The organism is Streptomyces sp. NPDC000410 (genome assembly GCF_040300305.1).
Taxonomy (GTDB): domain Bacteria; phylum Actinomycetota; class Actinomycetes; order Streptomycetales; family Streptomycetaceae; genus Streptomyces.
The window spans coordinates 100,065-113,875 of the sequence record NZ_JBEPDM010000020.1 but is presented as its reverse complement, the minus strand read 5'-3'; the positions used below and the strand labels follow the sequence as shown (position 1 = coordinate 113,875).

Below are 13,811 nucleotides of genomic sequence, written 5' to 3'. Positions count from 1 at the left end.
GGCGGCTCACTGCTTCTGCTGCGCGACCTCGACCGACTTGCGGACCTCGTCCATGTCCAGACCGCGCGCCTGGCCGATCAGGTCCTCGAGCGCGGGCTCGGGGAGCGCCCCGGGCTGGGCGAAGATCGCGACCTTCTCCCGGACGATCATCAGCGTCGGGATGGAGCTGATCTGGAACGCCGCGGCCAGCTCCGGCTGCGCCTCCGTGTCCACCTTGCCGAAGACGAGATCCGGGTGGCGCTCGGAGGACTTCTCGAAGACCGGGGCGAACTGGCGGCAAGGGCCGCACCAGGAAGCCCAGAAGTCGATCAGGACAAAGTCATTGTCAGATACAACCTGATCGAAGTTTTCCTTGGTGAGCTCGACAGTGCTCATTGCTTCCTACCTCTTCCTGGTGTCCGCTCGGACCCCCGCACAACGATGTACGGAGTGGCCGTATTCCGGGTGAGAGGCGCCTGCCCCTGTGGCCACGGCCCACACGTGGTCACAGACTGTCCGTATGACGGATGCCGTGGAGTACGACGTGGTGGTGCTGGGGAGCGGGCCGACAGGGGAGAACGTCGCGGACAGGACCAGGGCCGCCGGGCTGAGCACGGCGGTCGTGGAGAGCGAACTCGTCGGAGGCGAGTGCTCGTACTGGGCGTGTATGCCCAGCAAGGCGCTGCTGCGGCCCGTCATCACCCGCGCCGACGCCCGCCGGGTCCCGGGCGTACGCCACTCCGTCCAGGGCCCGCTGGACACCGCCGAGGTGCTGGCCCACCGCGACGAGTACGCCTCCCACTGGAAGGACGACGGCCAGAGCGGCTGGCTCGACTCGATCGGCGCCCGGCTCTACCGAGGGCAGGGCCGCCTCCACGGCCCGAAGAAGGTCGTCGTCACCGGCCCCGAGGGCGAGCGTCACGTACTGACCGCGCGGCACGCCGTCGCCGTGTGCACCGGAAGCCGGGCCGTCCTGCCCCGGCTCCCCGGGCTCGCCGGGGCCAGGGCCTGGACCAGCCGCGAGGCGACCAGCGCGCAGACCGTCCCCGAGCGGCTCGTCGTGGTCGGCGGGGGAGTGGTCGGCACCGAGATGGCCACCGCCTGGCAGGCCCTCGGCTCACGGATCACCATGCTGGTCCGGGGCAAAGGGCTGCTGCCGCGCATGGAACCGTTCGTCGGCGAATACGTCGCCGAGGCGCTCACCGAGGCCGGTGCCACGGTCCGCACCGGCGTGTCCGTGGCCGCCGTACGCCGCGACGGAGGCGGCGGACCGGTCACCGTGGTGCTGGAGGACGGCGAACTGATCGACGCCGACGAAGTCCTCTTCGCCACCGGACGCGCACCGCGCACCGACGACATCGGGCTGGAGACGGTGGGCCTGGAACCCGGCTCCTGGCTCCGCGTCGACGACAGCTGCCGGGTCGACGGCAGCGACTGGCTGTACGGGGTCGGCGACGTCAACCACCGCGCCCTCCTGACCCACCAGGGCAAGTACCAGGCGCGCGTCGCGGGCGCCGCGATCGCCGCGCGTGCCCAGCACGTCCCGCTCCTGGAGACGGACCGCTGGGGCGCGCACGCCGCGACGGCCGACCACGACGCCGTCCCGCAGGTCGTCTTCACCGATCCGGAGGCGGCATCGGTCGGCCTGACCCTCGCCGAGGCCGAGGCGGCGGGCCACCGCGTGCGAGCGGTGGACCACGACCTCGCCGCCGTCGCCGGGGCCGGGCTCTACGGCGACCAGTACCGTGGCCGCGCCCGCATGGTCGTCGACCTGGACCGGGAGATCGTCCGGGGGATCACCTTCGTCGGCCCGGGGGTGGGCGAGCTGCTCCACTCGGCGACGATCGCGGTCGCCGGCGAGGTCCCGATCGACCGGCTCTGGCACGCGGTCCCGGCGTACCCCACGATCAGCGAGGTGTGGCTGCGGCTGCTGGAGACGTACCGCGGATAGGGCCCGTCGCGCGGAGCCGCGTCAGGTGGTGCGGGTGCGGCACGGAACCGATGACGGCGCCGCGGTCGGCATCGTCCGCCGGGTCGGAGCCGTCCTCGCCGTGGTGGATGAGCACCCTCGGTCTGCTGGACCACCTGGACGCGGCACTGGCGGCGTTGCGGGCCGCGGTGACCAGATGGCGGGTCCGGCATCTGCTGCTCGTCGAGCGGATGATCGGCGACGGCCAGGAAACGGACGGGACGGACGGCCTGGCCCACCTCAGATCCCTGATCGTTCTCCCGCCCCGTGACCAGGTGCCCTGAATACAGCGAGGTCCCACTCCCGGGCCGATCGGCTGTTTGACCTGCTGCTGTGCTGCTCGCTTTGATCTCGCTGGTCGACGTTCGGTTGTTCGGGCGGGAGAGCGGGGGGCGGGCTGATGAGGATGGCCAGACGGTCGTCAGGGCGGCCGCTGGGGCGGCAGTTCGGGTGGCTCTGGGCGGCGTACACGGTCAGCACGCTCGGCACGTGGTTCGCGTTTGACGCGTTCCCCTTGATCGCGATTCTCGTGCTGGACGCCGGGACGACCGAGGTGTCGCTGCTGGCGGCCGCCGGACCGGCGGCCGGCGCGGCCGTAGCGGTGCTGCTCGGACCGTGGGTGGAGTTCCGCCGCAAGCGGCCGGTGATGGTCGCGATGGACCTGGTCCGGTTCGCGGCGTTGATGAGCGTCGCCGCGGCGTTCGCGTTCGGCAGCCTCGGCTTCGCCCAGCTCCTGGTCGTGTCGGTCGTCGTCGTGGCGGCCGACATCGCCTTCACGGCGGCCGGCGGCGCCTGTGTGAAGACGCTGGTGAAGCCGAAGGATCTGATCGTCGCCAACGGGCGGTTCGAGTCCACGACCTGGACGGCCACCATGCTCGGACCTCCGCTCGGCGGGGCCGCGACCGGGATGTTCGGCCCGGTGATTCCCGTGATCGCCAACGCGGTGAGCTTCCTGCTCTCGGCGGTGGGGATCCGTGCGATCGGCGGACGGGAGCCGCGCCCCACGCACACCGAAGCACCGCCACGGCTGCGCGCCGGCGACCTGCTCGACGGGTGGCGGTACATCCTGAGCGACTCCGCGCTGCGGCCGCTGTTCGTCAACGCGATCCTGGTCAATGGCCTGATCATGGCTACCTCGCCGCTGCTCGCCGTCCTCATGCTCGGCCGCCTCGGGTTCGCGCCGTGGCAGTACGGCCTCGCCTTCGCCGTGCCCTGCGTCGGCGGCCTGATCGGCTCACGCCTGGCCCCCGGGCTGGTCGCCCGGTTCGGGCAGCACAGGGTCATGCTCACGGCCGGGGCGCTGCGGGCGTGCTGGCTGCTCGGACTGGCCTTCGTCGGCCCCGGAACCGCCGGGCTCGTGCTCGTCATGGTTGTCGAGTTCGGGCTGATCACCTGCATGGGAGTGTTCAACCCGGTGCTCGCCACCTACCGGCTCGAACGGACGCCGGCGGACCGGGTCGTCCGGACCCTGTCCGCGTGGTCGGTCACCAGCAAAGCCGGCATCGCCGCCCTGACCGTTCTGTGGGGCCTGCTGGCCGGCGTCACCGGCCCCCGCATCGCGATCGCGATCGCCGGGCTCCTCATCATGACGACGCCGTTCCTGCTCCCCCGGCACGACCGCGTGCCGCTGCGCGAGCGGGAACCGGGCCCGAGCCGCCCATGACACCGGTTCAGGGCACACCAGGTCCTGGCCCCGGCCCCCGGCTCGTCTCACGCGCCCGGCGCCACCCGCAGACGTACCGGCGCGACGGCCGCGGGCTGCGGGAGCCGCAGGCCGTGGCGGCCGGGGGTGATCGAGCCCAGGATGCTGGGGTGGCGGGCGCCGGTGCAGGCCGGCACCGTTCCGGCGAGGCCGTGGGCGGTCAGGAAGCCGAGGACCGCGAAGGCGTACGCCTCCTTGGCCGCCGACGGCAGCCCGAGGTCGTCGGAGTGCCGCAGCGGGATGCCGCCGAGCGCGGTGCGGAGCATGGCCATCAGGGTCGGGTTGCGGGTACCGCCACCCGAGGCGATGACCTCGCTCCCGCCCGCGGACCTGACGGCGTCGGCGACGGTCGTGGCGGTGAGCCGGGTGACGGTGGCGATGACGTCCTCGGGCGGGAGGGGGCCGAGGCCGGTCAGGGCGGTGCGGACATGGTCGTAGTGGAACAGTTCCTTCCCCGTCGTCTTGGGCGGCGGCGCGGCGTAGTACGGCTCGGCGAGGAGCCGTCGCAGCAGGTCCTGATCGACGGTGCCCCGTGCGGCCAGCGCGCCGTCCTCGTCGTAACGCAGCCCGCCCCGGGTGAGCTCGTGCACCGCCGCGTCGATGAGGGCGTTCGCGGGGCCGGTGTCGTAGGCGACCGGGTCCCGGTCCCCGGCCGCCACGGTGATGTTGGCGATTCCGCCGAGGTTCAGGGCGACGGGCACGCCGGGGCGCCCGCGCAGCCACATGACGTCCACCAGGCTCACGAGGGGCGCGCCCTGGCCGCCGGCGGCGACGTCGCGGGTGCGCAGCCCGGACACCACGGGGCAGCCGGTCGCCTCGGCGATCCAGGCGGCGGCGCCGAGTTGCAGGGTCCCGTGCACATGGCCGTTCTCGGCCCAGTGGTAGACGGTCTGACCGTGGGAGGTGATGAGGTCCGTACGTCCGTGGCACAGCTCCCGGTCGGCCCGGACGGCGAGTGATGCGAACGCCTGGCCGATCCGGGTGTCGAGCACGCACACGTCCCTCATGGTGATCGCCGCCGGGGGCAGTACGTCGCCCGGACGCAGTTCGTCGGGGTACGCGGCGCTCACCATGCCCAGCGGCGTGAGCACGAGGCAGTCCCCGTCCAGTGCCAGCTCGGCCGCGGCGGCGTCGACGGCGTCGTGGGAGGTGCCCGACATCAGTCCGATGACCCGCATTTCAGTCGCCCCGCATCTCAGTCACGCAGCGCGCTGCGATGGTCGTCGCCCCGCAGCGTGAGCAGGGCGAGCGCGCTGATCGCGCAGATCCCGGCCACGTAGTACGCGGGGACATCGATGTCGCCGGTCCGTTCGACCGCCTCGGTGATGACGAGGCCCGCGCAGCCCGAGAAGACCGCGTTGGACAGCGCGTACGCCAGCCCGAGCCCGGTGTAGCGGACGCGGGTCGGAAACATCTCGGCCAGCATCGCCGGCCCCGGCCCCGCCATCAGCCCGACCACGGCGCCGGCGGCGAGTACGGCGAGCGCCTTGACGAGGGTGGGGACGGCGGGGTCCTGCAACACGTTCAGCAGCGGGAACGCGAGCACCGCGGCGAGTACGGCACCGGCCACCATGACCGTGCGTCTGCCGGTCCGGTCGCTCAGCGCCCCCGCCGGGATGATGGCGGCGGCGAAGCCCAGGTTGGCGAGGACGGTGGCGATCAGAGCCTGCTGAAACGTCGCGTTCAGCGTGCTCTGGAGGTACGACGGCATCACGACCAGGAAGGTGTACCCGGCCGCCGACCAGCCCATGAGGCGGCCCGCGCCGAGGACGATGGCCCCGGCGGTCTCCCGCGCGGACGCGGACGCGGACGTGGAAGTGGAAGTGGAAGTGGAAGTGGACGCGGCAGGCTCTTCCCCCGTCCGTCGGAAGGCGGGCGTCTCCTCCAGCCTCAGCCGCAGCCACAGGGCACCGAGCCCCATGGGCAGGGTGAGCAGGAACGGCAGCCGCCACCCCCAGGCGTCGAGCTGCGCCGGGGTCAGTACGGTCGCCAGCAGCGCTGCCATCCCGGCGCCGCCGAGGAGCCCGAGCGCCACCGTGAAGGACTGCCACGATCCGTAAAGGCCGCGCCTGCCCTCGGGGGCGAACTCCGTCATGACGGAGACGGCGCCGCCGAACTCCCCTCCCGCGGACAGCCCTTGCAGGACCCGCAGGAACGTGAGCAGCCACGGTGCCGCGGCTCCGAGCGTCGCGTACGTGGGCAGCAGGCCGATCAGCGTCGTGGCGCCGGTCATGAGCAGGACCACGAGAATCAGCGTGGGGCGCCGCCCGATGCGATCACCGACGTGGCCGAAAACCGCGGCACCCACCGGCCGGAAGAAGAAGGCGAGCGCGAACGACGCGTACGTTTTGACGAGGGCCTCGACCTCGCCGTCGCCCTGCGGGGTGAAGAAGTTGGCGGCGATGACCGTGGCGAAATAGCCGTAGACGCCGAACTCGTACCACTCGATGAAGTTGCCCACCGACCCCGCCACCAGCGCCCTGCGCGCTCGCGGCGTCCCGGTGGCGGCTCGTGCAGGACCGTGCACGGATGCGGTCATGGAAAGTTGGTTACACCATCACTTCCGGATGCTGTCAACAGCATTCACCGGGAGGGACGAGAAGGGAGCAGCAGCCATGGCGGATGCCGCGGATGGACCGAATGGGCCGAATGGCGCGGAGCGGCAGTCGGCCGGAGCGGTGCTGGTGGGTGTCGACGACGGGAGCGGCCAGGAGCCCGTCCTGCGTCATGCCGCCCGGCACGCCGTCCTGCACGGCAGCCCCCTGCGGGTCCTGCACGTGGTGGAGCACCGGACGGCGGCCGATGCGGGGGCGGAGGTCGTCGGGCGGCTGGAGAAGCTCGTACGGTCGGAGTTCCCCGGACTGCCCGTGACGGCGGAGGCGGTCACCGGACGCGCCGCTGCCGTGCTCCTGGAGCGGTCCCGTGAAGCCGCGTGGCTGGTGGTCGGCCACCGGGGGAGCGGCGGGTTCCCCCGGCTGCCGCTCGGCTCGGTCAGCTGGCAGGTGGCCACGCACGCCGAGTGCCCGGTGATCGTCATCCGCTCGGCGGAGCTGCCCGAGGCGCCCGCGAACCGGGTCGTGGCCGGTGTGGACCTCTCCCAGGTCTCCGAGGCGGCCCTTGACGTGGCCTACGCCGAGGCCGACCTGCGCGGCGCGCGCCTGGAGCTGGTGCACGGGAGCTTCCACCTGGGCGAGATGCCGTCCGGGCCGAGCATGACGCAGCCGGACTTCACGAGCATGGACGCCTCCGCCCGTACGGCACTGGAGACGGAGGCGGCCGGGCGCCGCGAGCGGTTCCCGCGGGTACGGGTCGATGTGCGCGTGGAGTGCCTTCGCCCGGCGACCCTGCTGGCGGACGCCTCGCGGGGAGCGGCGCTGCTGGTGGTCGGGTCCCATGGGCGTACGGGGCTGCGCAGGCTGCTGCTGGGGTCGGTGAGCGGGGAGGTGTTGCACACGGCTTCGTGCCCGGTCGTGGTGGTCCCCACGACGACGGTCACCGATTGACCGGCTCCCGCGGGTCCTGCGGGCCTCGTGGCTCCTGCGACTCCTGTGGGCCTCGTGGCTCCTGCGACTTCTACGGTTCCTGTGCCTCCCCGGACATCGCCGCCGCGATGCGCAGGTGCGGGGCCGCCTCGGCGGCGCGCCCCTGCCGCTCCAGCGTGCGGCCGAGCATCAGCCGGGCGTACTGCTCGACCGGGTCGCGCTCCAGCACGGCGCGCAGCTCGGCCTCGGCCCTGAGCAGCTGCGCCGAGTGGTAGTACGCCCGCGCCAGCAGCAGCCGCGTCGCGACCTGCTCCGGGACCTCGGCCACGAGTCCGCGCAGGATGCGCGCCGCCGTCGCGTACTCCTTGGCCTCGAAGAAGAACCGCGCGCGGTCCCAGCGGTCCGCCGCCGTCCCGGACTCGTAGTAGGCGTCGCTGTAGGTGTCGCTCATGACCACCTGCAACCAGCCGAAGTAGTTGAATATTTCACATCGACCGGATGCGGGCGTGCCGGACCCGCACAGGACTAGGTTGTGCCCCATGAGCAATCTTGACCGTCAGGCCGCGCTCTCCCCCTGCGGCGGTCGCGGCTTCGTCGTCGCCGAGCCGGTGCGTGAGCTCCTCGCCCCCCGCCATGTCCAGCTCGGCGAATCCACCGAGGTACGCCGGCTGCTCCCGAACCTGGGCCGTCGCATGATCGGCGCCTGGTGCTTCGTCGACCACTACGGCCCCGACGACATCGCCGACGAACCCGGCATGCAGGTCCCGCCCCACCCCCATATGGGCCTCCAGACGGTCAGCTGGCTCCACGAGGGCGAGGTCCTGCACCGCGACAGCGTCGGCAGCCTCCAGACGATCCGCCCGCGCGAACTCGGCCTCATGACCTCGGGGCGGGCGATCAGCCACTCCGAGGAGAGCCCCAGGCCGCACGCGCGCTATCTGCACGGCGCCCAGCTCTGGGTCGCACTGCCCGGCGCCCACCGCGACGTGGAACCCCACTTCCAGCACCACGCCGACCTGCCCCACGTCACCGCCCCGGGCCTGACCGCCACCGTCATCCTCGGCGAACTCGACGGCGCCGTCTCACCCGGCACGACGTACACCCCGATCGTCGGCGCGGACGTGACGCTGACCCGCGGCACCGAGACCCGCCTGCCCCTCTCCCCGGACTTCGAGTACGCGGTGCTCTCCATGTCCGGCGAGGCCCACGTCGACGGCGTCCCCGTACTGCCCGGCTCGATGCTCTACCTCGGCTGCGGCCGCACCGAACTGCCCCTGCGCGCGGAGTCGGACGCGGGCTTGATGTTGCTCGGCGGCGAGCCGTTCGAGGAAGAGATCGTCATGTGGTGGAACTTCATCGGCCGGTCGCACGAGGAGATCGAGCAGGCCCGGAAGGACTGGATGACCGGCTCGCGCTTCGGCGAGGTGAAGGGCTACGACGGCGCTCCGCTGCCGGCTCCGGAACTGCCGCCGGTGGCGCTGAAACCGCGGGGCCGGGTACGCTGACCTGGGATTCTGCGTCGCGGTAGACCGCTGCGAGTTGGGCCCGTCGCCCCGGGGAGCGTTCCGCGAGAAGCTGTCGATCAGCGCTCTCACCATCGACGGTGCCCTCGGGGCAGTGTCCCTCGACTACTGGGACTCGACCTGTTCACCGAACTGCAACGGCGCCTATGCCGGTACCTGGGATGCGCCCACGACGTGGACCGGCCTCGGGGACACGCATTGGGCGTCCGCGACAAAGACGTTCACCTGGACCCTGCCCACCGCGGGCACCGCGGAGACGTTCGACCGGGGCACGTTCCTGAACTTCAAGGCCGCGAACCCGCAGACCGTCGGTGCCATTCCCGTGGAGAAGCCAGAGTGGGTGTTCTTCGACCAGGTGCGGTGTGACTCCATCATCGGCACGAACTCGACAGGGTGCGTGTTCGAGAAGCACATCCCCACCTTCACCACCAACACCAAGCGGTACCCGGCGGCGGCTGCCTACTACTGGATCATGCGAGAGAAGCTCTCATGGCACCCGGGCAGCAAGGCGCACAAGACGCCCATGCACCGTGAAGCCGACTCGGTCGTGAGCGACAAGAGCCGTCAGACCATCTGCAGGAAGACCGGCGCCTTCGCCTATGTTGAGCACCCGGACGCCACATCGGATACCTCGGGTCTCAACTGCGACGAGTTCCCGTTCGCTGCGACCAAGGAGAGCGGCGGCCAGAGTACGCCGCTCCTCAACGGCGGGGCGTGCGTGCAGCTCTTCGCCAAGAAGGACGGCGATGGGAAGTGGCGCCTGTATGACGACGAGAGGCCGCCGTACACGGCGCCTACCTGGGGTGAGCCGTGCGGCCGGGCGACCATGCCCGGAAAACAGAACCAGGACGCGGGTCGAGGCCCCGGCCTGTCGGGCTTCTACACGAAGGCTCGCGTCCTGGACAACGGCCCGTTCTACATCGACGTCCCCGAGCTCTCGGGCTGCAACGTCGATGAGGTGTGCGTGATCCGCCCGTAGCGGCGTAGTCCACAGTTGAGGGGGTGGCACCGGGTCGGCGTCACCCCCTCAGCCAATCAGGCCAGTTCCCAGTGCAGGACCGTTCCGCCGCCGGGTACTTCTGCTGTCTCTGGGAACATGCGGCCGCCCCACACGGATGTCAGCGGGCTCATGGTTTCCAAGGCCGTGACAGTGGACTGCAGCATGTCGGCCACACTGTCCCACCACACCGGGGCTGCCTCAGTCATCCCTGAGGCAATGACGCGCACGCTTCCGTACGCGTCGCCTTCGCGGTGGTCCACGACCAGTTCGTCACCCGACGCAGTCCGGCCTATCGGAACCCACTTCACGTGCGCGTCGAAGGGGACCAGAGCGAGACCGACGTCTTCGGCGTCGAAGGGGGTCTCGTCGTCGCCGCTCATGGTGACGCCTTGGCGCACGGTGAACTGCGCGACACCTTCCCCTTCGAGGGACCAGGCAACGCTCCTTTCCATACCCCGCTGTCCGTCACGCATCTGCGCGGCGCTGTAAAGGCAGAAGTCACCCGGCAGGAAGAACCCGCCAGTCCCCTGCCCGCTCCCGTCGTGGCGTCGGAGCAGGGTGGCCACATCGGGATGGAGATCGAAACGGTACTCCGTGATCTCCTCGATCTCCCCGGCTTCGGCGGGCGGCCGAAGAGCCACGTAGTCCGAGGGAGCGTTCCGGCTGAGCCACTCCTCGACACGGTCCCACGCGGCTGCGACCCCGGCTTGATCCGTCATCCTTGCCGTCCCTTCTCCTCGTCTGCTGTCGCACCCCCGTCACCGTACAAGTGCCGGCGCCGCGCGCGGGTGGTATCGGTTACTCGTCGGGTCGGGGTAGGCAAGGATGATCGCGGTGCACAATCGCGATCAAGCCCTGTGCCGGGTCGGAGCTCGGATCCCGGCCTTTCGAGATCGGCTACCGTGGCGCGACACCGAGCCATTTCGCCGCACGTCACACCGCCGTCACCCTTCCGTCGGCGGAACGCCAACCAGTTCCACCAGGAAGCATGTCCACGTGTTCAACCCTCCGGTCACGATGCTGACGTTCTGCTGACCCCCGAGGACTCGGAGGCGTGATGTGGTGGAACTTCATCGGCCGGTCGCACGAGGAGATCGAGCAGGCCCGGAAGGACTGGATGACCGGCTCGCGCTTCGGCGAGGTGAAGGGCTACGACGGCGCTCCGCTGCCGGCTCCGGAACTGCCGCCGGTGGCGCTGAAGCCGCGGGGCCGGGTGCGCTGACCTGGGGTGAAGAGTGCTGGTCTCGTCGAGAGTGACGCGCCGCCCGCACCCCCACACAAGGGACCGGGCGGCGGTGCTCATCTCCGGCGCCGGTGCTGGCGCTGTCTGGCTGTTCCGGATGTGTCAGTGCCGGGAACGCGGCTGCCGGTGGCCCCCGAGCCACCATGGATGCGCCGGATCCCTGCTGCTGGTGCTCATGCGCGAGAACGGCGGCCGGCTGTGGCGTCTGGCCGACAGGTGCGCCGCCTGTCCCCGATCGCCCGGCTGCTCACGCTGCGGTGCGCACTGTGCGCCGACGGCCACGGACAGGTACACCTGCCGGGCGGACTCCTGCGCGGAATGCGCCTCGACGGTCACGGCATGCCCTGGCAGGAACTGGAACACGCTGGCTGAGCTGTCGGCGGGCATGAACAAAGGGCAGGGAGGCGTGGAAGCGTAACTGCTTGATGCGGCGGCCCGCGCGTCAGCGCCCGGCCGGACGGGCTGGGCACGAGCCGCGCACTGGGCACTGGGCACTGCACCCAACCCTGCGGCACCGGAAGCAGCGCTGCCCCTTGCCGTACGCACGGCAGCGGGCAGCGGTGTCGTGGCGCGGTCAGTTGGAGGGTCGGGCCTTGCCGAGTGCCTTGTCCACACGCGCGTCCACCAGGGCCGGCGACCCGGAGACGACCACCAGCAGACCACGGGACAGATGACGGCCGGTCTCCTGCTGATCGGTGTGGCGGTCCTGCTCCTGGTGGGCGCGGTGCAGGAAGTGCGGCGATTGCAGGACCGCGCAGCAACGGGGGGCGGGAACGGCGGCCCGCCCACTACGCGGTGACCTGGTTTCCCGGAGCGCAGCTCCTCGGCGGGGTCCCAGCCGTCATGGCCGACGTGCGCGTCTCCTCCCCGTCGGGGAGTTAAGGGCACTTTCCTCGGGTCATGCCGAGGGCAGCTCCTCCGCGGGTAGCCGGCCCGCGCACACCGCGTCGACCAGGGCCTGGTGGTCACGCTCGGTCTGGTCGGCGTATTTCTCGGCGAACGCCACGAGTGCTCGGTCGAAGGTGTTGCCGTTGCCCAGATAAGCGGCGATCGCGATTCGGTCGCCGGACCGCGCGTGGCCACGAGCCAGCGTTTCTCCGCACACCTCGCCGAACACCTGCATGCGCTTCGGCCCCATCGTCTCCGGTATGGCGATGCCCTTCCAGTCGCGCAGCTGGCGGACGTAGAAGTCGCGTTGCTTGCCGTCGATCCCATCCACCCGTTCCCAGCCGAGGAAGATGTCGCTCGTGGCCTGCATCAACCGCTGGCCCGAGACCACCCGCTCGCCCTGGTTGCGGTATCGGCTCGCGCCGACGTGTTCGGCGAGCACGGAGGCGTCGGCCTCCTTGGCCTGGAGGAAGAGCGGGTCCTGGTCGTCCCTGCCGAGAAGCAGGATGATCCAGCATCGGGTACCGACACTGCCGACGCCGACCACCTTGCGGGCGATGTCCGCCAGCCGGTAGTCCTCCAGGAGCGTGCGCCGGTCGGATACCAATGTGCGGCCGTACCGCTCGATCAGGCCGCGGAACTGGCGCTCGAGCGCACTGCGCTCGACGTCCGGCATCAGATCGCCGATCGGGACGAGCAGCGGAGGATCCGCCACGATCCGGGTCCGGCCGTCGACCGTCCCGGCGACCTTGGCGAAGGCTTGCAGGCTGTCGCGGGTACGGGCCTTTGCGATGGCGCGGGCCAGTCTCTCCTGGCCGCCCTTGTCGAGCCGGTTTGCGGCCAGGGCCTCAAGGCGGTCAACGTTGATCTTCGCGTACCAGACGTCGAGGTTGCGCATGCTCGCGAAGCGGATCATCGCCTCGCGGTACGAGCGGACCGTGGCGCTCACGATGCGGGCGCGCTCGGCGGCGTCGAAGCGGTTTGCCCGGCCGGCGATGACGAGGCTGGCCGACAGCCGCTTGACGTCCCACTCCCAGGGGCCCGGCAGCGTTTCGTCGAAGTCGTTGATGTCGAACATCAACTGCCTCTCCGGCGAGGCAAGCAGACGGAAGTTCAGCATGTGCGCGTCCCCGCACAGCTGGGCCGTGAGTCCCGAGCGCGGGGTGTCGGCGAGGTCGGACGCCATGATCGCGGCGGCGCCCCGGTAGAAGCGGAACGGGGACTCCGTCATCCGGCCGTAACGGATCGGGACGAGCTCGGGCACCCGTGCCGCGGACTGCGCCTCCAGGATCGCCAGCGGGTCCGGCCTGTTGGGCCGCGGCTTGTACACGGCATGGGCCGACCGCGGCGAGCGGCGCCGGGCCTCCTTGCCTAGGGCCGCGCGTTCCTTGGGCGTGGCGTGGGGTGCTGAGCGCATCGCCGTGGTCGCGTTCTGGGGCATCGAAGGCCCTCCTGCCTGGCCCTGCAGCCTTCGGGTCACCCGGCGCAGGGCACGGCCAGAACCGCTCCGTGGCCTCCTCCGATGTCGGCCTCGCCGATCATTTGATGCCGGGTGTGCGACTGCTCTCAGCCCTGGGACTCGATCTCGGCATCGGCGACGGCGATGGCGATGCCGAGTGCCGTGGCGATGTTGCCTGCTGCCGTCATGACACGGGCGGTGCCCACGATGGGTGCGATGGCGACCAGGACGTCCTGCAACTGGTCGGCGGTCAGTCCGGCCTTGAGGGCGGGGTCGATGTGGGCCACGTAGGAGATCGGCGGAGCATCCGAGGCAGCGAGGGCCGCGATGCGCGTGAGCATGAACATGTCCGGGGCCAGCCCGCACCGCTCGATCGAGTCGACCGTCATAGCGGCGAGGGTGTCCAGGACAGGGGTTTCAGATGCAGTGGACATGTCGCATGCCCTCCTGGTGCGTTTTCGAACTCGAGTGGGGGAGTGAGGCGGTAGGAACGGATGTCCGCGAGCGTCGGGATTCCCCTCAACCCTAGAACCCATCCGGGCCTCCCGCATGAGGGCGCATGGTTC

At 70.9% G+C, this 13,811-nt stretch carries 14 protein-coding genes and 1 pseudogene; 8 read left to right on the top strand and 7 right to left on the bottom strand.

The window, feature by feature from the left end; translation table 11 throughout:
* Positions 1–6 precede the first annotated feature (6 nt).
* Entirely contained in the window at positions 7–375 is a 369-nt protein-coding gene (gene trxA / locus ABT342_RS21200; RefSeq protein WP_351575871.1) for a thioredoxin, read from the bottom strand.
* A gap of 124 nt (positions 376–499) precedes the next feature.
* Here trxA and ABT342_RS21195 point away from each other — a divergent pair, with 124 nt between their 5' ends.
* From ABT342_RS21195 to ABT342_RS21185, 3 genes are all read left to right on the top strand, one after another.
* Positions 500–1,930, top strand: coding sequence for a dihydrolipoyl dehydrogenase family protein (locus ABT342_RS21195; protein ID WP_351575869.1), 1,431 nt, complete (start codon positions 500–502; stop codon positions 1,928–1,930).
* A gap of 107 nt (positions 1,931–2,037) precedes the next feature.
* Positions 2,038–2,232, top strand: a complete 195-nt coding sequence (locus tag ABT342_RS21190; protein WP_351575866.1) for a hypothetical protein — start codon at positions 2,038–2,040, stop codon at positions 2,230–2,232.
* A gap of 122 nt (positions 2,233–2,354) precedes the next feature.
* On the top strand, positions 2,355–3,611 hold the full coding sequence (locus ABT342_RS21185) for an MFS transporter (RefSeq protein ID WP_351575863.1): 1,257 nt from the start codon (positions 2,355–2,357) through the stop codon (positions 3,609–3,611).
* A 47-nt stretch (positions 3,612–3,658) separates the two neighbouring features.
* On the opposite strand, the gene ABT342_RS21180 is transcribed toward ABT342_RS21185, so the two are convergent.
* Both ABT342_RS21180 and ABT342_RS21175 read right to left on the bottom strand, forming a co-directional pair.
* Positions 3,659–4,828 carry an anhydro-N-acetylmuramic acid kinase gene (locus tag ABT342_RS21180; RefSeq protein ID WP_351575860.1) on the bottom strand — a complete coding sequence of 390 codons (1,170 nt, stop codon included), beginning with the start codon at positions 4,826–4,828 and terminating at the stop codon, positions 3,659–3,661.
* 17 nt (positions 4,829–4,845) lie between these two features.
* Entirely contained in the window at positions 4,846–6,189 is a 1,344-nt protein-coding gene (locus ABT342_RS21175; RefSeq protein WP_351575857.1) for an MFS transporter, read from the bottom strand.
* Positions 6,190–6,265: 76 nt separating this feature from the next.
* Between ABT342_RS21175 and ABT342_RS21170 the strand changes: the two genes are divergently transcribed.
* On the top strand, positions 6,266–7,153 hold the full coding sequence (locus tag ABT342_RS21170) for a universal stress protein (RefSeq protein ID WP_351575854.1): 888 nt from the start codon (positions 6,266–6,268) through the stop codon (positions 7,151–7,153).
* A 70-nt stretch (positions 7,154–7,223) separates the two neighbouring features.
* On the opposite strand, the gene ABT342_RS21165 is transcribed toward ABT342_RS21170, so the two are convergent.
* Positions 7,224–7,583 carry a tetratricopeptide repeat protein gene (locus ABT342_RS21165; protein ID WP_351575852.1) on the bottom strand — a complete coding sequence of 120 codons (360 nt, stop codon included), beginning with the start codon at positions 7,581–7,583 and terminating at the stop codon, positions 7,224–7,226.
* Between the two features lie 88 nt (positions 7,584–7,671).
* On the opposite strand from ABT342_RS21165, the gene ABT342_RS21160 reads away from it, so the two are divergent.
* Together ABT342_RS21160 and ABT342_RS21155 are read left to right on the top strand one after the other, a co-directional pair.
* Positions 7,672–8,637 carry a pirin family protein gene (locus tag ABT342_RS21160; protein ID WP_351575850.1) on the top strand — a complete coding sequence of 322 codons (966 nt, stop codon included), beginning with the start codon at positions 7,672–7,674 and terminating at the stop codon, positions 8,635–8,637.
* Between the two features lie 34 nt (positions 8,638–8,671).
* A complete protein-coding gene (locus ABT342_RS21155) occupies positions 8,672–9,634 on the top strand; it encodes a hypothetical protein (protein WP_351575847.1) in 963 nt (320 codons plus the stop codon).
* Positions 9,635–9,690: 56 nt separating this feature from the next.
* Here ABT342_RS21155 and ABT342_RS21150 read toward each other — a convergent pair whose 3' ends face one another.
* Complete coding sequence (locus tag ABT342_RS21150) at positions 9,691–10,374, bottom strand: SMI1/KNR4 family protein (RefSeq protein ID WP_351575844.1); 684 nt, start codon at positions 10,372–10,374, stop codon at positions 9,691–9,693.
* A gap of 335 nt (positions 10,375–10,709) precedes the next feature.
* Here ABT342_RS21150 and ABT342_RS21145 point away from each other — a divergent pair.
* Both ABT342_RS21145 and ABT342_RS21140 read left to right on the top strand, forming a co-directional pair.
* A pseudogene (locus ABT342_RS21145) lies at positions 10,710–10,877 on the top strand (pirin family protein); the annotation flags it as partial.
* 219 nt (positions 10,878–11,096) lie between these two features.
* A complete protein-coding gene (locus ABT342_RS21140; protein ID WP_351575842.1) occupies positions 11,097–11,270 on the top strand; it encodes a hypothetical protein in 174 nt (57 codons plus the stop codon).
* Positions 11,271–11,796: 526 nt separating this feature from the next.
* Here ABT342_RS21140 and ABT342_RS21135 read toward each other — a convergent pair.
* Together ABT342_RS21135 and ABT342_RS21130 are read right to left on the bottom strand one after the other, a co-directional pair.
* Entirely contained in the window at positions 11,797–13,227 is a 1,431-nt protein-coding gene (locus ABT342_RS21135) for a DUF2252 domain-containing protein (RefSeq protein ID WP_351575839.1), read from the bottom strand.
* A gap of 125 nt (positions 13,228–13,352) precedes the next feature.
* A complete protein-coding gene (locus ABT342_RS21130) occupies positions 13,353–13,679 on the bottom strand; it encodes a carboxymuconolactone decarboxylase family protein (protein WP_351575836.1) in 327 nt (108 codons plus the stop codon).
* Between the last annotated feature and the right edge of the window lie 132 nt (positions 13,680–13,811).